Here is an 18,159-nt window from a genome sequence, read left to right as displayed (position 1 = left end):
GTGTCAGGAGCCGTAGACGTCGAAGTCCCACAGCGAGTAGCCGTAGGCGGGGAGCGCGCGCTGGGTGCCGTACACGCGCACGTAGCGGCCGGTGCCGGTGACGGTGAGGTCGTCCACACCGCCGTCGCTCGTGGTCGTGGAGTAGACGTTGGTCCAGGTGGTGTTGTTGGTGGAGGTCTGGACCTGGTACGCCTTGCCGTAGGCGGCCTCCCAGTTCAGCCGGACCCGGCTGATCGAGCGGGTGGCGCCGAGGTCAACCGTGATCCACTGCGGGTCGGCGTAGGCGCTGCCCCAGCGGGTGGCGGGGTTGCCGTCCACCGCGTTCGCCCCGGTGTGCGCGCTGCCGGTCTCCACGCTGCTCACCGTGACCGGCTTGCCGGTGGACAGCAGCGTCGTGGGGTTCGAGGTGGCGGGGGTGCCGTAGACGTTGAGGTCCCACAGCGAGTAGCCGTACGCGAGGGCGCGCTGGGTGCCGTACACGCGGACGTAGCGGCCGGTCCCGGTCAGCGTCAGGTCGTCGACCCCGCCGTCCGAAGTGGTGGTGGAGTAGACGTTGGTCCAGGTGGTGTTGTTGGTGGAGGTCTGGACCTGGTACGCCTTGCCGTAGGCGGCCTCCCAGTTCAGCCGGACCCGGTTGAGGTTGTAGCTGGCGCCCAGGTCGACGCTGATCCACTGCGGGTCGGCGTAGGCGCTGCCCCAGCGGGTGGCGGGGTTGCCGTCCACCGCGTTCGCGCCGACGTGCGCGCTGCCGGTCTCCACGCTGCTCACCGTGACCGGCTTGCCCTGCGCCAGGTCGGTGGTCGGCGGGTTGGTCGGGCCGTCCTGCTTGATGCGGATGTTGCGGTAGTTGATGTCGAGCCCGTCACCGTCGTTCTGGACGCCGATGTAGCCGTTGGCGATGTTCCGGGTGCTCGTGTAGTCGTTGATCTTGGTGCCGTTGAGGTAGATCTCGACGCGCTGGCCGTGCACCGCGATCTCGTAGGTGTTCCACGAGCCGGGCGGGTTGAGCGCGGCGGCGCGAGCGGCCGTGTCGGGCGCCTTGAAGCTGTAGACGCTGCCGGTGGTCCGGGTGGGGTCGGCGTCGGTGGCGTCGATCTGGATCTCGTGTCCCAGGTCGACCGGCTGCCACGGGTCGTTGCCCGGGTCGGGGAAGCCGATGAAGACGCCGCCGTTGTCGTCGCCCGGCATCATCCAGTCGAGCTTGAGCGAGTAGTTGGAGAAGGTCGAGACGGGGTACCAGAGCAGGCCCATGCCGCCGACCGAGGACAGCGTCCCGTTGGCCAGGGTGAAGCTGCCGGCGCCGGCCTGCCGCCACCGGCTGAGGCTCGCCTGCGTGCCGTCGAACAGCGACGTGTAGCCGGTCTCGGGACGGCAGTCGGCGGCCTTCGCCTTCGCGGCGACCTGGATGCCGCCGAGCAGCATCTTCGTGAAGTTGGGATCGGCGTAGGACTCGTCGGTGTGACCGAGGCCGGTGTACCAGGCCCGGCCGCCCTGGTAGTCCTGGCACCAGGTGATCGGGTGGTCGGCGCCCATGCCGCCGCCGCTGTAGGACGACTCGTCCAGGTTGGCCAGCACCTTGACGGCGGGGCGCGGGTTGGCGCGGTAGTTGTACCACTCGTCGGTGCGGGTCCAGGTGGGCGCGAGGTGCGAGGTGGACGGGTTCGCCCGGTCCTCCACGCGGATCGTCGCCTGCTGGGTGGCGGGGTGGGAGGCGAAGTACGCCCCGACCAGGCCGCCGTACCAGGGCCAGTCGTACTCGGTGTCGGACGCTGCGTGGACGCCGACGTACCCGCCGCCGCCCGCGATGTAGGACTGGAACGCCGTCTGCTGCGCCGCGTTGAGCACGTCGCCGGTGGTCGACAGCCAGATGACCGCCTGGTACTGGGCGAGGTTGGCGGTGGTGAAGGCGCCCGCGTCCTCGGTGGCGACCGTGGTGAAGCCGTTGGCCGCGCCGAGCTGCTGGATGGCGGTGATCCCGAACGGGATCGACGAGTGCCGGAAGCCGGCCGTCTTGGAGAAGATGAGGACCTTGGTCAGGGGAGCCGCGGTGGCGGTGCCGGGCAGCAGCGCGATGGCTCCGGTGATCATGACGGCCAGCGCGAGGAGAACCCGCGAGATCCGGCGCATACGTCTACTCCTAGGGGGGAGAGGAGCGCGCCGCCGCACCTGATGACAACCTTTCGGCGGAGATGTCGAGACATTCGCCGCCGTACGACAAAAGATTCGCACGAACCGGCGAAAGCGTCAATGCGTCGGGGGTGTTAACGAATGGTTCGCTTCGCAACGATCTTGATACATCGGATGTATTTATTTGCGGCGGGCTGTAATTTCCGGACGAGATAGACAAAATACGGCCTGGTCAGCGGCTTATCTCGATCGGGAGACAAGTTTTTCCTGTCCAAAGGGGATATTTCCCATCTTGACGTGCGCAGACGTCCGATGTTAACTACGGCTGACAGATCCGACCTACCGAATGTGAAGCAGGCCCGGCCTGTGACCACAGGTGTCCCGGTGGCGGATCTGCACCCACGGGGAAGTTAGGGAGCCGCCGCCGGTCGCCGATTGCCGGCGGCGGCTCCCTAACTCCCCGGCGTACTTTCCCCGCATCACGTCACCCACCGGCAGCCCCGTCCCGCCGAAGCGACCCGCTCTCCCCCCAAGCGGAGGCGCCGGCCACGCAGGTGGGTGAGTCGCGCTTGGTCAGGACGGGGCGGCGTGGCCGCCGTCCCCGGTGGCGATTAAGGAAGATCATGTCGAGAAAACCAGTACGCCTGTTGTTCATGTGGTTCCTCGTGACGTGCCTGGCCGCGGTCGGCCTGGCCGTGCCGGCGTGGGCGGCACCGGGTGACACGGCCTTCGACCAGGCGACCGGGGCGCTGAGGGTCAACCACGGGTCGTACCTGTCGAAGCACGACATCGTCTACAACCGCCCCAACACCAACCCGATCCAGGGCCTCACCGTCGGCAACGGCCGCACCGGGGCGATGGCCTGGAACGAGAACGGCCTGACGATGCAGGTCTCGGGCGTGGACCTGTCGCAGCAGTCGACCTACGCGGCGGGCCTGGCGAACCTCAGGACCACCCCCGCGATGGACACCGGGTACACGACCTTCCAGCAGCGGCTCTCGCTGTACGACGGGACGCTGACCACCAAGTACGACTCCAACCGGACCGTGACCGTGATGGGGTCGCCGAACTCCGAGGTCATGGGCATCCACGTCGAGGACACCCGGGGCGGCGTGTCCAACGTGGCGTTCGACCTCAGCATGTGGGACCCGGCCACCGTCCAGAACATCGCGGACGTGCCCGACCTGAACACCTGGCGGACGATCTCCACCTTCTCCGACGCCAACGTGGCCGGGTTCAGCCGGGGCCAGACCGACGCGAACGGCTTCGGCTACACCATGGCCGCCACCGTCGAGGGCGCGAACTTCACCACCCAGGTCGTGAACGGCAGGAACGTGCGGCTGAACATCACGCCCACCTCCAGCTACACCATCTGGTTCACCGCCGCGAGCCGGATCAACTCCCCCAACCGCGACTCGGTCGCCCAGGCCCGCAGCCAGCTCACCTCGGTGAAGAACACCGGCTACACCACCACGTACAACAACTACCGCAACTGGTGGCACGCGTTCTGGGAGAAGTCGTTCGTCCAGTACTCCAACTCCAACCGCGACGCGGACTATCTGGAGAACGTCTACTACCTCAGCACGTACATGATCGCCGCGGGCAGCTACGGCAACTACCCGCTGCACTTCATCAACGGTGTCTTCCGCGCCACGCAGGACAACTCCAAGTGGAGCAACGCCTATTGGTACTGGAACCAGCGGGACGTCTACAACTCGTTCTTCGCGTCCAACCACACCGAACTGATGAACAACTTCAACCGGCTCTACAACCGTAACTACAGCGCGCTGAAGTCGTACACGCAGACGAGGTACGGGATCGACGCGCTGTGGGTGCCCGAGACCATGGGCTGGGACGGCAACGCGCGCGGCACGATCAACAGCGACTACACCAAGAACATCCTGACCACCGGCTACCAGGCCGCGTACAACATGTACCTGCAGTACCGCTACACCAACGACGCGAACTACCTGCGCGACGTGGCGTACCCGTACATGCGGGAGACCGCGAAGCTCTACAAGGGCCTGCTCTCCTTCGACGGGCCGACCGGCAAGTACTACATGGCCAACTCCAACTCGCACGAGACGTACTGGAACGTCCGCAACGCGATCACCGACCTGGCCGCGGTGCGCAGCATCTTCCCGCTCACGATCCAGGTCAGCCAGCAGCTCGGCCTCGACGCCGGACTGCGCGCCGACTGGCAGAACATCGTGAACAACCTCACCCCGTACGTCGTCGCCAACGGCGCCTACCAGCCGCACCAGCCGCCGATCTCGCAGACGAGGAACAACGAGAACGTCTCCTCGGAGCTGATCTGGCCTTACAACATCACCGGCATCGGCTACCCCGACTATCAGACCGCGCTGAACACCTGGAACCAGCGGCCGTTCCCCTACGGCAACGTGTGGTCCAACGACGCGGTGCAGGCGGCCCGCCTCGGCCTCGGCGACCAGGCGTACCAGGGCATGAAGACGATGCTGCAGAAGTACCAGAACCACCCGAACGGCATGACGACCAACACCAACGGCGTCTTCGAGTATCTCGGCGTGCACCTGTCGGCGCTGAACGAGTCGCTCATGCAGAGCTACAACGACAAGATCAGGGTGTTCCCCGCGGTGCCGGGCGACTCCTCCTTCGTCGGCAAGTTCACCCTCCTGGCCAAGGACGGCTTCCTGGTCAGCTCCGAGCGCGAGGCCGGCGAGATCAAGTACGTCGGGCTCAGGAGCCTGCACGGCAAGCAGGCCACGGTGGTCAACCCCTGGGGCACCCAGCAGATCCGGGTGCGCCGCGCCTCGGACAACGCCGTCCTGACCACCGTCTCCACCGGCGAGGTCTCCTTCGCCACCGCCGCCAACACGGTGTACGTCGTGGAGCGGACCGCCAAGCCGCTGAGCGGGTACGCCTCGACGACGCTGACCGGCTCCGCCAACCAGGGCGTCAAGGCCCTGAGCGGCACCGCCTCCACCCTGGGCCTGCCGGGTGGCACCAGCAACGGGACGATCAGCCTGCGCTCCAAGGCGAACGGCCTCTACGTCACCGCCTCCACCAGCTCGCCGCTGATCGCGAACGGGACGTCCATCGGGACGGCGCAGCAGTTCGACAGGGTCAACCAGAGCGGCGGCACCATCGCGCTGCGCGCGAGGGTCAACAACCAGTTCGTGGCCGCGGAGGGCGCCGGAGCCCAGCCGCTGATCGCCAACCGTCCCTCCGCGGGACCGTGGGAGACCTTCCAGCTCATCACCAACCCGGACGGCTCGGTCAGCCTCAGGGCCCAGGTCAACGGCAAGCTCGTGTGCGCCGACGCCGGTGGCGCCAACCCGCTGATCGCCAACCGCGACGCGATCGGTCCCTGGGAGAGCTTCGACCTGATAAATAACTAAATAAGCGGATTTTCTGGAAACCGAGTTCGGCAGGCTTCGGCCCGCCGGACTCGGTTTTCGCCTTTCCCGCCGGTCACCCGGGCTGTCACGCCCGGATGTCCGCACCGGCGTTCGCCGGTCCTTCGTCGCACGGGACAGCCCGGATCTCGATGCCCATTGGAACACCAGGCTCCGCGCTCGCCCCCGACGTCTCGCTTTTATCCCGCTATTCCCTCCAGAATGGATACATCGGGTAAAGGCCCTGTCGGGGAGACGGGAAAGGATTCGGGTTTGAACCGCTTTCCACGGGTTCTCGGGATTCGCCTGGGATACGACACGGACCAGGTGGACCTGCTGGTCCGCCGGATCGAGGGGACCCTCGGCAGGGGCGCCCCCGAAGGCGACCCGGTCACCGCGGACGAGATCCGCGACGCCCGGTTCCGCGTCAGGCTCGGCGGCTACAACGAGGTCGCCGTGGACTTCGCGCTGGAGGCCTTCATCGTGGCGATCGAGACCCGGCCCACCGGCGCGGGCGGGCGCCCGGCCGTGCCCGCCCGCCGTACCGCGCCCGGGCAGCCCGAGGAGTCCGGGCCGGGAGAGCGCGAGGAGGAGGACGAGGAGCGCGCGGCCAGGGTCGAGCGGGTCGCCTTCCGGCCGGGACGGCTCGGCATGGGCTACGACGAGGACGAGGTCGACGCCTTCCTCGACCGGATCGTGGCCACCCTGCGCGGCACCACCGACACGCCTCTCACCCCGGGTGACGTGCGCGAGGCGAGGTTCGCCACGGTGATGCTGAGGCCGGGGTACGCGATCGGCGAGGTCGACGAGTTCCTCGAAGAGCTCGCGGGCGCCCTGGAGACCCGCCTCGGCCGGTGACGGGGTCCGTCACAGTCCCTCACAGGTCCCTCACAGGTCCCTCACAGGGCACCGGGACCCGTCAGCGGGTGCCCCAGGAGTAGGTTTGTTTGTGAAGTTTGAGATAGACGAAGGTCTCGGTGGCACGGACGGTCGGGATGGCCCGGATCTTGCCGAGGATCTCCAGGAGATGCTGGTCGCTCTCGCAGACGACCTCGACCATGATGTCCAGCGACCCCGCGGTCAGCACGACGTAGTCGATCTCCCTGATGGCCGACAGCTCGTCGGCCACCGTCTCCAGGTCGCCTTCGCACTTGATGCCGATCATGGCCTGGCGGGGGAAGCCTAGGGTGAGCGGGTCGGTCACCGCGACGATCTGCATCACCCCCGCGTCGAGCAGGCGCTGGACCCGCTGGCGCACGGCGGCCTCGGAGAGCCCGACCGCCTTGCCGATCGCGGCGTACGGCTTGCGCCCGTCCGTCTGCAGCTGCTCGATGATCTGCTTGGAGATCTCGTCGAGGACGACGGGGCCGTTCCTGGCGTCGTTCTCACGGCGAACCTTGGGCGGCGTCGTCATGGGCGCTCCCTGGCGTCATGTTGCGGGGCTGTTGCCGTCATGTTGCGGCTCCGATGCGACATGCTGTCAGTTCCGGCGCCTCTGTCAAGCGATTTCGTAGCAATTTGGTATCTTAACAACGAAATCCCTTGTCGTAGGGCTGTCGCTCTGTAAGAGTCGCGACAACTCAGCCCCGATCCTTAGGAGGCCGATGGTGACCACCCCGGTTGAGACCAGCGAATTCCCCCGCCTGCGAAATTACATCGGCGGCGAGCTCGTGGAGGCCAGGAGCGACCGGTTCTCCGATGTCGTCGATCCGTGCACCGGCGAGATCTACCTTAAGGCCCCGGTATCGGGTTCCGAGGACGTCGACGCGGCCTACGCGGCCGCGGCCGCCGCGTTCGAGTCGTGGAGCCAGGCCACCCCGGGCGAGCGCGCCAACCTCCTCCTCAAGGTGGCCGACGCGATCGACGCGCGGGCCGAGGAGCTGAACGAGGCCGAGTGCCGCAACACCGGCAAGCCGCGCGCCCGGATGGCCGAGGACGAGACCCCGATCGCGGCCGACCACTTCCGCTTCTTCGCGGGGGCCGCGCGCACGCTGGAGGGCCCGACGTCGGGCGAGTTCCTCGCCGAGCACACCTCCGTCATCCGGCACGAGCCGATCGGCGTGGTGGGCCAGGTCACCCCCTGGAACTACCCGATGATGATGGCGGTCTGGAAGATCGCCCCGGCGCTCGCCGCGGGCAACACCGTCGTGCTCAAGCCCTCGGACACCACCCCCGTCTCCACGGTCAAGCTGGCCGAGATCCTCGGCGACGTCCTGCCGAAGGGCGTCTTCAACGTCGTCGTCGGCGACCGGGAGACCGGCGCGCTGGTCGTCGGCCACCCGACCGCGTCCATGGTCGCGATCACCGGTTCGGTCGGCGCGGGCATGGCCGTGGCCAGGAGCGCCGCCGAGGACCTCAAGCGGGTGCACCTGGAGCTGGGCGGCAAGGCGCCCGTCATCGTGTTCGACGACGTCAGGGACCTCAAGGCCGCCGCCGAGTCCATCGCCACCGCGGGCCTGTACAACGCGGGCCAGGACTGCACCGCGGCCTGCCGCGTGATCGTCCACGAGGACGTCCACGACGAGTTCGTGGCCGCGCTCACCGAGGCGGCGGCGAGCACCGTGACCGGCGACCTCTCCGACGAGGACGCCCTGTACGGCCCGCTCAACAACGCCGACCAGCTGGCCCGCGTCACCGGCTTCATCGACCGGGTCCCCGGCCACGCCAAGGTCCTGACCGGCGGCAACCGGATCGGCGACCGGGGCTACTTCTTCGCCCCCACCATCGTCGACGGCCTCAGGCAGGACGACGAGATGGTGCAGAACGAGGTGTTCGGGCCGGTCATCACCGTCCAGACCTTCTCCGACGAGGCCGACGCCCTCGCCAAGGCCAACGGGGTGAAGTACGGCCTCTCCGGCTCGGTGTGGACCTCCGACCACGGCCGGGCGATGCGGGTGTCGAACCGTCTCGACTTCGGCGTGGTGTGGGTCAACACCCACATCCCGTTCGTCTCGGAGATGCCGCACGGAGGCTTCAAGCACTCCGGCTACGGCAAGGACCTGTCCGTCTTCGGGCTGCACGACTACATGCGCGTCAAGCACGTCATGCACTACATCGGCGAATAGCCGCGAACAGAGGGATAAGCCTGGAATGACCGAAATCCAGGCGGGCACGGAGACGGCCGACACCGTCTCCCGCTCGCCCCACGTACCCGCAATCGAACTTGACGGGGTCGTCAAGGAGTACGTCTCCCACGGCGAGGTCGTCCAGGCGGTCAAGGGGGTCACCCTGTCGATCGCCGAGGGGGAGTTCTTCTCGCTCCTCGGCCCCTCGGGCTGCGGGAAGACCACCACAATGCGCATGATCGCCGGCTTCGAGGACCCCTCGCGCGGCAACGTGCGGCTGCACGGCCAGGACGTCACCGACGTCCCCCCCAACAAGCGCGACGTCAACATGGTCTTCCAGTCGTACGCCCTCTTCCCGCACATGAACGTCTGGGAGAACGTCGCGTTCGGCCTCCGGCGCAAGAAGGTGGCCGACGCCGAGATCAAGCGCCGGGTCGGGGAGATCCTGGAGATCGTCGATCTCACCGGGCGGGAGAAACGCCGCCCCCGGGAGATGTCGGGAGGCCAGCAGCAGCGGGTCGCCCTCGCCCGCGCCCTGGTCAACAACCCCCGCGCGCTCCTGCTGGACGAGCCGCTCGGCGCCCTCGACCTCAAGCTCCGCCAGGCCATGCAGATCGAGCTCAAGCGCATCCAGCGCGAGGTCGGCATCACCTTCGTGTACGTCACCCACGACCAGAGCGAGGCGCTCACGATGAGTGACCGCATCGCCGTCATGAACGACGGCCAGGTCGAGCAGCTCGGCAGCCCCAGAGAGATCTACGAGCGGCCCGCGACCGCGTTCGTGGCCGGGTTCATCGGGACGTCCAACCTGCTCAGCGGCACTGTCGACCGGTTTCAGTCCGGCTTCGCGGTGCTTAAGCTGGGAGATGACGACCACGTCCTCGCCGAGGGCGGATCGTTCCGTGCCGGGGAACCCATCGCGATCACGGTGCGCCCGGAGAAGATCAGGATTACCACGGAGGAGCCCACCGGAGACCTCAGTGTCGTGCGAGGCACCGTCTCAGAGGTGGTCTATCTGGGGCTTTACACCAGTTACACGGTCTCCCTGGCCCACGGTGCAGAGGTGACCGTCTTCCAGCAGAACGCACTCGACAGCACGAGCACGGCGGAGCGCGGCGACGCCGTCTGGCTGTCGTGGCTGCCGCACCACTCGTACGCGATCGGAAGTTGAGCTCGACATGGACCCCCGCAAGAACCCCGCCTTTCTGCGAGGCATGACGCAGAGCCGCTCCGTCACGCGGCGTGACGCCCTCCGGCTCGGCGGCCTCTCGGCCGCCGGTCTCGCCCTCGCCGCCTGCGGCGTGCAGGGCAAGAAGGTGGCGGCGGTCCCCCCCAGGGACGCCGTCGCCGAGTACTGGGGCTCCAAGAGGAAGAACGGCACGCTGCGCTTCGCCAACTGGCCTCTCTACATCGACAAGGACGGCAAGCGCTACCCCTCGCTGGAGCTGTTCAAGGCCGACACCGGCATCCAGGTGGCCTACCAGGAGGCCATCCAGGACAACAGCACGTTCTTCGGCAAGGTCCAGCCGCTGCTCGCCGCGAACAACGACATCGGCTACGACCTGATGGTGCTGACCAACGGCCTCCAGCTGGGCAAGGCCATCGCGCTGGGCTACCTCGTCCCCCTCGACCACTCCAAGCTGCCGAACTTCGCGGCCAACGCGAGCTCCGCGGTGAAGAACCCCACCTGGGACCCCAACAACGCCCACACGATCCCGTGGACGGTCGGCGTCACCGGCATCGCCTACAACCCCAAGTACGTGGACGAGGTCAAGAGCATCGCCGACCTCTGGAACCCCAAGTACAAGGGCAAGGTCGGCATGATGCTCGACACCCAGGAGGTCGCCAACTTCGGCATGTTCGCCCTGGGCATCGACCCCGACAAGTCGACCGAGGCCGACTGGAAGAAGGCCGGGGCGAAGCTCAAGGAGCAGCGCGACGCCGGGCTCGTGCGCAAGTACTACGAGAACGACTACGTCGACGCCCTCGCCAGGGGCGACATCTGGATCACCATGGCCTGGTCGGGCGACATCTTCCAGCAGGTCGCCGAGGGCAAGGACCTGAGGTTCGTGGTGCCCGAGGAGGGCGGCACGATCTGGACCGACAACATGTGCATCCCGAAGACCGCGCAGAACCCGGTCGACGCGCTCACCCTGATGGACTACGTCTACCAGCCCAAGATCGCCACGATGCTGGTCGAGTACATCAACTACATCACGCCGGTCTCCTCCGCCAAGGACCTCGTCCTCGCCGACGCCGCCAAGGCCAAGGGCGACGAGCGCAAGGCGCTGGAGCAGATCGCCGAGAGCCCGCTGATCTTCCCCTCCGAGACGGACATGGCCAAGCTGCGGTCGTACAAGACGCTGACCTCGGCGGAGGAGAAGACCTTCGAGGACATCTTCCAGCCGGTCACGCAGGGTTAGGCGGATGAGAGAGCGACTCGGACGGGAAGGGGCCAGCGGCCGGTGAAACGCCTCGCCCCCTACCTGCTCATCCTGCCCGGCGGACTCTGGCTCGCGATCTTCCTGGTGGTCCCGATGGTCTTCATGGCCTCGGTCTCCACCCAGGAGGGCAACGTGGTCGACGGATTCGTCCAGACGTTCAACTTCTCGGTGTACGGCGACGCCCTGACGCAGTACCAGACGCAGTTCCTGCGCTCGGCCGGGTACGGGCTGGTGGCGACCGTGATCTCCATCGCGCTGGCCTACCCGATGGCCTACTGGATCGCCTTCAAGGGCGGCAGCCGCAAGTCCACCTACCTGCTGCTGGTGCTGCTGCCGTTCTTCGTGTCGTTCGTGCTGCGCACGGTGTCGTGGAGGTTCCTGCTCGCCGACGACGGCATGCTGCTGGGGCCGCTGAAGTCGGCCGGGCTGCTGCCCGAGGACTTCCACGTGCTGCAGACGACGTTCGCGGTGATCGGCGGGCTGGTCTACAACTACCTGCCGTTCATGATCCTGCCGATCTACGTCGCGCTGGAGCGGGTCGACCCCAAGGTGGTCGAGGCCGCCCAGGACCTCTACGCGGCCAGGCGCGAGGCGTTCACCAGGATCGTGCTGCCGCTCTCGCTGCCGGGCGTGTTCGCCGGGGTGCTGATGACGTTCGTCCCGATGACCGCCGACTACGTCAACGCGGGCATCCTCGGCGGGCCGGAGAACACGATGATCGGCAACATCATCCAGACCGAGTATCTGGTCAACAACGACTACCCGACCGCCGCCGCGCTGTCGTTCACGCTGATGGCGGCGATGCTGGTCGGCATCTTCGCCTACGCCAAGGCGCTCGGCACCGAGAACGTCCTGGAGGCGGCGGCCCGATGACCACCATCGACGTCACGGAGGCCCCGGTGGCGGACGCGCCCGCCGCGCGGAGGCCGCGCGGGGGCAGGCGGCTGGGCGACCGGCTGCTCTTCGGCTACGTGTGGCTGATCCTGATCTGGCTGTTCCTGCCGATCGCCGTCATGATCGTGTTCGGCTTCAACGACACCCAGAGCAAGTCGAACGTGACCTGGCAGGGCTTCACCCTCAAGTGGTGGGGCCGCCTGGACGAGTATCCCGAGCTGCTCGCTGCGGTGCGCAACTCCGTCCTCATCGCCCTGCTCTCCACGGTGATCACGACGCTGCTCGGCACGCTCATGGGCCTCGCCCTGGGCCGCTACCGGTTCCGCGGGCAGGGCGCCACCAACCTGGTGATGTTCGCCGCGATCGCCTCGCCCGAGCTGGTGATGGGCGCCTCGCTGCTGTCGCTGTTCATCAGCGTCGGCGTGCAGACCGGCTTCGCGACCGTGGTCGTCGCGCACGTGCTGTTCTCGCTCTCCTTCGTGGCGATCACCGTACGGGCCCGGGTGATCGGGCTCGACCGGTCGATCGAGGAGGCGGCGCGCGACCTCGGCGCGTCCACCTGGATCACGTTCTGGCGGATCACCTTCCCGATGATCCTGCCCGGCGTCGTCTCGGGCGCGCTGCTCGCCTTCGCCCTCTCCATCGACGACTTCGTGATCACCCAGTTCACCAGCGGCGCGACCCAGACGTTCCCGCTGTGGATCTGGGGGGCCACCCGTATCGGGGTGCCGCCTCAGGTCAACATCCTCGGAACGCTTATATTCGCGGTAGGCGTCGCCATCGCCGTGGTCAACACGGTCACCGCGCGCCGCCGCACCTAGTCGCCGCCGAGCCCCGTGCCCTCACCGGGTGGCACGGGGCTTCGGTGTACCCGGGCTCCCGGGCGGCGCCAGAAGAAGAACAGTTCCCGGCAGAGAACAGGGAGGCGAGATCGGACCCAGGCGGGGGGAACCCGCGCGTGATCCTCGTGACCACGCGATACACACATGGACAACCTGACTCACGTAGGGAAGTGAGATTTGTGGATCCGCTGAAGGCTCTTGCTGACGCGGAGCGCAAGCCGTACTGGCTCGACAGTCCGGCGAAACCCGAGCCGCTCGCGCGGCTCTTCGGCGAGACCTCCGCCGATCTGGCGGTGGTCGGCGGCGGCTTCTCGGGGCTCTGGACCGCCCTGATGGCGAAGGAACGCGACCCCTCGCTCGACGTCGTCCTCCTTGAGGGACGCAGGGTCGGCTGGGCGGCGTCCGGCCGCAACGGCGGCTTCGCGATGGCCACGCTGACCCACGGCATCGCCAACGGGCTGGAGCGCTGGCCCGAGGAGATCTCCACGCTCGAACGCCTCGGCCTCGACAACCTCGACGAGATCGGCGAGGCGGTCGCCGGGTACGGCATCGACTGCGGCTACGAGCGCACCGGCGAGCTGCACGTGGCCACCGAGCCGTGGCAGCTGGAGGAGATGAACCGCAACGTCGGCGTCGCCCGCGACCTGGGCGCCCGCTTCGACGTCCTCGACGAGGAACAGGTGCGGGCGGAGGTGAACTCGCCCACGTACATCGGGGGCCACTGGGAGCGCGACGGCTGCGCCATGCTCGACCCCGCCCGGCTGGCCTGGGGGCTCCGGCAGGCCTGCCTCTCGGTGGGCGTGCGCATCTACGAGCGCACGCCGGTACGCACGATGAGGGACACCCCGACGAGCCTGGACCTGATCACCCCGCACGGCAGCGTCAGGGCGCGCAAGGTCGCCCTCGGCACCGGAGTGTTCCAGCCGCTGCTGCGGCGGCTGAGGCACTTCCTGGTGCCGGTCTACGACTACGCGCTGATGACCGAGCCGCTCTCGGCCGACGAGCTGGCCTCGGTGGGCTGGCACAACCGGCAGGGGGTCGGCGACGCGGCCAACCAGTTCCACTACTACCGGCTGACCGAGGACAACCGGATCCTCTGGGGCGGTTACGACGCGGTCTACTACAACGGCGGCATGATCAAGCCCGAGTACGAGCAGCGCGACGAGACCTTCGTCAAGCTGGCGGAACACTTCTCCACCACGTTCCCCCAGCTGGCCGGGCTGCGCTTCACCCACAGGTGGGGCGGCGTGATCGACACCTGCAGCCGGTTCAGCGCCTTCTACGGCCAGTCGCACGGCGGGCGTCTCGCCTACGCGGCCGGATACACCGGCATGGGCGTCGGCGCGACCCGGTTCGGGGCGAACGTCATGCTCGACCTGCTCGCCGGAGAGCGGACCGAGCGGACCGAGCTCCGGATGGTCAAGGAGAAGCCCGTCCCGTTCCCGCCCGAGCCGGTCCGCTCGGCCGGGATCCAGATGACCCGCTGGTCGATCGCCCAGGCCGACCTGCACCAGGGGCGCCGCAACCTCTGGCTGCGGACCCTGGACCGGATGGGTCTCGGCTTCGACTCCTGAGGTTCCCGGGCGCTCCGAGGTTTCCGAGGGCTGTTCCCGTTCCCGTTCCCGGCTCAGGCCCGGACGGGAGCGGGGACTTCAGGGGACGCCGGGGGCGCCGGGGACGCCGGGGACGGGGCCGGACGGGGAACCCGCTGGCTTCCGTCGCGCGGGCCGTACAGACTTGGAGCATGTCCGAAAAGGTGAAGTTCACCGCCGGAGGGATCACCCTCGTCGGCGACCTGCGGATTCCGGCGGCGCCGGGCCCGCACCCCGCCCTGGTCCTCACGGGCCCGTTCACCGGCACCCGCGACCAGGTCACCGGCCTGTACGCCGCCCGGCTGGCCGAGGCGGGATACGCGACACTCGCCTTCGACCACCGCAACTGGGGGGAGTCGGGCGGGGAGCCGCGCAACCACGAGGACGCCCAGGGCAAGCTGGAGGACCTGCGGGCCGCGGTCTCGCTGCTGCGCTCGCGTCCCGAGGTGGACGGCGACAGGATCGGCGCGGTCGGGATCTGCCTCGGCGGGGGCTACGCGCTCAGGTTCGCCGCGTTCGACCCCCGGGTGAAGGCGTTCGCGGGCGTCGCGGGGGCCTACAACAACCCCTACGGCATGCGCGCCGGGATGTCGCCCTCGGGGTACCAGCAGGCGCTGGCCTCGTTCACAGAGGTGCTGGAGCGCCAGGACGGGGGCGGTGAGGTGGAGTACCTGCCCGTGGTGGCCGAGGAGGGGGAGGCGGCGATGCCGGGCGACGAGCCGTTCGCCTACTACGGCACCTCCAGGAGCGCCTCGGAGCACTGGCGCAACGAGGTCACCCGGGCCTCCGTCCGCGAGCTGATCACCGTGGACAACATGACGGGCGCCGACTTCCTGTCGCCCAAGCCCGGCCTGATCGTGCACGGCGTGGTCGACCGCTTCTGCTCGCCCGAGGGCGCCGAGGAGGCGTACCGGCGGATGGACGAGCCCAAGCGGCTCGTCTGGCTGGACGCCAAGCTGCACATCGACCTCTACGACACCGAACCGCACGTCACCCGGGCGGTCGAGGCCGTCACCGCGTTCTTCGGCGAGCACCTCTGAACGCGATGTACGTCCTCGGGCTGGACGTCGGCGGGACCTCCTCGCGGGCCCTCCTGCTCGACGCCTCGGGGCGGCGGGCCGGGTACGGGAGGGCTCCGGGAGGCAATCCCGCGGCCCACGGCAACGCCGTCGCGGTGGCCAACATCGGCCTGGCGGTGGAGCTAGCCCTGCGCGGGATCGACCCGGGCCTGGTGGCCGGGGCGGTCGTCGGGCTGGCGGGCGGCGGGGCGCTGGACCGGCTGGTGTTCGACCCCATGTGGGCCGCCGCCGGGCTGCGGGTCCCGCCCCGGCTCACCGGCGACCTGGGCATCGCCTTCGCCGCCGGTACGGCCGAACCGCGCGGCACCGCGCTCATCGCCGGGACCGGGGCGATCGCCGCCAGGATCGAGGACGGCGAGCCGGTGATGATCGCCGACGGGCTCGGCTGGCTGCTCGGCGACCGGGGCTCCGGGTTCTGGCTGGGCAGGGAGGCGGCCGGTGCCGCCGCCCACGCCCTCAGCCGGGGCGACGCGGACGGCACGCTCACCCGCCTCGTCACGGGCGCCCTCCTGGAGGAGGAGATCCCGGGGACGGGGGTCGTCGAGATGGGTGCCGGTACGGCCGGTTCCGCGGGCTCGGCCGGTTCGGCCGGTTCGGCGGGTTCGGCGGGTTCGGTGGAGGCGATGCGGGCGCTCGCGATCAGGCTGGTGGTCCGCGCGCAGTCGCGGCCCCCGCTGGAGCTGGCCCGGCTCGCCCCGCTCGTCAGCCGCGCGGCGGCGGAGGGGGACCCGGCCGCCCTGGAGATCGTGTCCACCGGGGCCCGGTTGCTCTGCGAGACGGTGGCCGAGGTCCGGCAGGCGGGCGAGACGACCCCGATCGTGCTGGCCGGGAGCGTGCTGACCAGCGAGGGACCGGTCGCCTCCGCCGTACGGGAGAGGCTGGGGCCCTCGACGGTCCTCGCGGGCGACGGCGCGGGGGCGGCGGCCTGGCTGGCCGGCCGGAAGGCGTTCGGCTGGGACCCGGCGACCGCCGCCCGGCTGCACGCCCGCGTCGTCTCCGGGGACTGAGCGGGTTCCGGGGGCCTGAACAGGGTCAGAGGACCGGCCGGGCTCCGGTTCCGAGACCGGTCCGGTGGGCCGGAATCCGAGGCGGGTACATACATCGATGTACGCCTCGGATGGGCCCGCGTGACGATGTCCGCGGGCCCATCGGGCGGGATCGTGGAAGGCGTGACAAGTCGCCGCATAGAAGTGCTCGACCTGCTCAGGGGGATCGCCATCGTCGGCACCCTGGGCACGAACATCTGGATCTTCACCGATCCCGGGGGTCCCGCCGACGTCATCGGGGCGCTGGGGCGGCCGGGGACGGTGGAGACCTTCCTCCGCTTCCTCACCAACGGCAAGTTCCTCGCGCTGCTCACCCTGCTCTTCGGGGTCGGGCTCGAACTCCAGTACCGCTCGGCCGCGCGCCGGGGCGTGCCGTGGCCCGGCTGGTACCTGTGGCGGGCCGGGCTGCTGTTCGTCGAGGGCCTGATCCACTACCTGCTGATCTTCGAGTTCGACGTGCTGATGGGCTACGCGCTGACCTCGGTCATCGTGGCGTACCTGATCGGCAGGAGCGACCGCGCGGTCAAGGCATGGATGATCACCGTCGGGGCGGTGTTCGCCGCGCTGATCGGCCTGCTCACCCTCGGCATGCTCACCGACCAGGCGAGCACGGGCGGGGCGCCGGAGTCCTCCACGCTCTTCACGGACGGCACCTACCCGCAGCAGGTCGCCGCCCGGATCGAGATGATCGGCCTCTACCGGATCGAGATCGTCCTCATCGTCCCGATGGGCATCGTGCTGTTCCTGCTCGGCTCCCGGCTGATGCGCGCCGGGGTGTTCGAGGACTCGGAGCGGGGGGCCGCGCTGCGCCGCGGGCTCATGGTCGCCGGGCTCGCCGTGGCCCTGCCGCTCAACCTGGTCACCGCCTTCGCGGGCCCCGGCTGGTTCCTGGTGGACCGGTATCTGCTCCCCCCGCTGGTGGCGCTGGGCCTGCTCGGCCTCGTCGCGACCCTCGCGCGGCGGGCGACCGGCGCCCCCGGCGTGCTGAGGCGAGGGCTGACCAACGTCGGCCGTACCGCGCTGAGCTCCTACATCCTCCAGAACCTGGTCGCGTCGGCGCTCTGCTACGGCTGGGGGCTCGGCCTGGCCGCGTCGCTCGACGGCCTGCGGCCGTGGTGGGTCCTGGCGGCCTGGGCGGGCATCTGCGCGCTCTTCATGACGCTGTCCACGCTGTGGCTGCGGCGCTTCGAACGCGGTCCCGTCGAGACGCTCTGGCAGTGGGCGTACCTGCTGCCGCAGGGGCGCTCGAAGAACTCTGATAAAATAGTAGAAGTTTCCACAAAACGTTAGGGCATGGTTTGTCGCGAAGGGTCGCCGGTACGGTCGCGGCCCTTCTGCTTTCCCTGATCGCCCTCGTGTACGCCCCGCTGCCGGGGCCCGCCCATCATCCCGCCGTCCCCGGCGCCGCGATCACGCTGGCCAGCGGGGTCGGCTTCGCTCCCGCGGCCCCCCACGCGCCGGCCTGCGACCTGTGCCCGCCCGGCCCGGGTCTCGCCCCGCCGGACCCGTCGGCGCGGGTCGTCCCGCTGCCCGCCTGGCCGGTCCCGGCCACGCACACCCTGTACGACGACAGCTCGCCCCGAGCGCCCCCGTCAAGCGATCAGCAGAGGTTCCCGCCCGAGATCGTTTGACGGAGGTTTTTCCATGTTCCACGAATGTGTGTTCGCCATGCCCGCGGTCGTCCCCGGGGGAG

14 protein-coding genes are annotated in these 18,159 nt (G+C 68.9%); 12 read left to right on the top strand and 2 right to left on the bottom strand.

Translation table 11 applies throughout. From position 1 onward, the window contains the following. Positions 1 to 3: 3 nt before the first annotated feature. Positions 4 to 2,127: a ThuA domain-containing protein gene (locus tag ACSC1Q_RS14730; RefSeq protein WP_436759260.1), complete on the bottom strand. Its 2,124-nt coding sequence runs from the start codon at positions 2,125 to 2,127 to the stop codon at positions 4 to 6. 623 nt (positions 2,128 to 2,750) lie between these two features. On the opposite strand from ACSC1Q_RS14730, the gene ACSC1Q_RS14725 reads away from it, so the two are divergent. Both ACSC1Q_RS14725 and ACSC1Q_RS14720 read left to right on the top strand, forming a co-directional pair. Further along, positions 2,751 to 5,507 carry a fascin domain-containing protein gene (locus ACSC1Q_RS14725; protein ID WP_436759259.1) on the top strand — a complete coding sequence of 919 codons (2,757 nt, stop codon included), beginning with the start codon at positions 2,751 to 2,753 and terminating at the stop codon, positions 5,505 to 5,507. Positions 5,508 to 5,777: 270 nt separating this feature from the next. Beyond that, positions 5,778 to 6,362 (top strand): DivIVA domain-containing protein, encoded by a 585-nt coding sequence (locus ACSC1Q_RS14720; protein ID WP_436759258.1) that lies wholly within the window; start codon positions 5,778 to 5,780, stop codon positions 6,360 to 6,362. Positions 6,363 to 6,423: 61 nt separating this feature from the next. On the opposite strand, the gene ACSC1Q_RS14715 is transcribed toward ACSC1Q_RS14720, so the two are convergent. Beyond that, a complete protein-coding gene (locus ACSC1Q_RS14715) occupies positions 6,424 to 6,918 on the bottom strand; it encodes an Lrp/AsnC family transcriptional regulator (protein ID WP_344745451.1) in 495 nt (164 codons plus the stop codon). A gap of 193 nt (positions 6,919 to 7,111) precedes the next feature. Between ACSC1Q_RS14715 and ACSC1Q_RS14710 the strand changes: the two genes are divergently transcribed. From ACSC1Q_RS14710 to ACSC1Q_RS14665, 10 genes are all read left to right on the top strand, one after another. After that, positions 7,112 to 8,569, top strand: a complete 1,458-nt coding sequence (locus ACSC1Q_RS14710) for a gamma-aminobutyraldehyde dehydrogenase (protein WP_436759257.1) — start codon at positions 7,112 to 7,114, stop codon at positions 8,567 to 8,569. 25 nt (positions 8,570 to 8,594) lie between these two features. Beyond that, on the top strand, positions 8,595 to 9,740 hold the full coding sequence (locus ACSC1Q_RS14705; RefSeq protein WP_436759256.1) for an ABC transporter ATP-binding protein: 1,146 nt from the start codon (positions 8,595 to 8,597) through the stop codon (positions 9,738 to 9,740). Positions 9,741 to 9,783: 43 nt separating this feature from the next. Next, the gene (locus ACSC1Q_RS14700; RefSeq protein WP_436759255.1) at positions 9,784 to 10,992 is read left to right on the top strand and encodes a polyamine ABC transporter substrate-binding protein; all 1,209 of its coding nucleotides are present in this window, start codon (positions 9,784 to 9,786) and stop codon (positions 10,990 to 10,992) included. Positions 10,993 to 11,034: 42 nt separating this feature from the next. Further along, positions 11,035 to 11,886 carry an ABC transporter permease gene (locus ACSC1Q_RS14695; RefSeq protein WP_436759254.1) on the top strand — a complete coding sequence of 284 codons (852 nt, stop codon included), beginning with the start codon at positions 11,035 to 11,037 and terminating at the stop codon, positions 11,884 to 11,886. Next, on the top strand, positions 11,883 to 12,728 hold the full coding sequence (locus ACSC1Q_RS14690) for an ABC transporter permease (protein WP_436759253.1): 846 nt from the start codon (positions 11,883 to 11,885) through the stop codon (positions 12,726 to 12,728). Before ACSC1Q_RS14695 ends, ACSC1Q_RS14690 begins: the two co-directional genes overlap by 4 nt. A 200-nt stretch (positions 12,729 to 12,928) precedes the next feature. After that, on the top strand, positions 12,929 to 14,323 hold the full coding sequence (locus tag ACSC1Q_RS14685) for an NAD(P)/FAD-dependent oxidoreductase (RefSeq protein WP_436759606.1): 1,395 nt from the start codon (positions 12,929 to 12,931) through the stop codon (positions 14,321 to 14,323). A 170-nt stretch (positions 14,324 to 14,493) separates the two neighbouring features. Further along, on the top strand, positions 14,494 to 15,381 hold the full coding sequence (locus ACSC1Q_RS14680) for an alpha/beta hydrolase (RefSeq protein WP_436759252.1): 888 nt from the start codon (positions 14,494 to 14,496) through the stop codon (positions 15,379 to 15,381). A 5-nt stretch (positions 15,382 to 15,386) separates the two neighbouring features. Then, complete coding sequence (locus ACSC1Q_RS14675) at positions 15,387 to 16,427, top strand: N-acetylglucosamine kinase (RefSeq protein ID WP_436759251.1); 1,041 nt, start codon at positions 15,387 to 15,389, stop codon at positions 16,425 to 16,427. A 162-nt stretch (positions 16,428 to 16,589) separates the two neighbouring features. After that, positions 16,590 to 17,756, top strand: a complete 1,167-nt coding sequence (locus ACSC1Q_RS14670; protein WP_436759250.1) for a DUF418 domain-containing protein — start codon at positions 16,590 to 16,592, stop codon at positions 17,754 to 17,756. 8 nt (positions 17,757 to 17,764) lie between these two features. Then, the gene (locus ACSC1Q_RS14665; RefSeq protein WP_436759249.1) at positions 17,765 to 18,097 is read left to right on the top strand and encodes a hypothetical protein; all 333 of its coding nucleotides are present in this window, start codon (positions 17,765 to 17,767) and stop codon (positions 18,095 to 18,097) included. Positions 18,098 to 18,159 lie beyond the last annotated feature (62 nt).

Source organism: Streptosporangium heterodermiicola (assembly GCF_051390675.1).
GTDB lineage: Bacteria > Actinomycetota > Actinomycetes > Streptosporangiales > Streptosporangiaceae > Streptosporangium.
The sequence above is the reverse complement of the archived record's forward strand: the minus strand, read 5'-3'. Positions and strand labels throughout refer to the sequence as shown.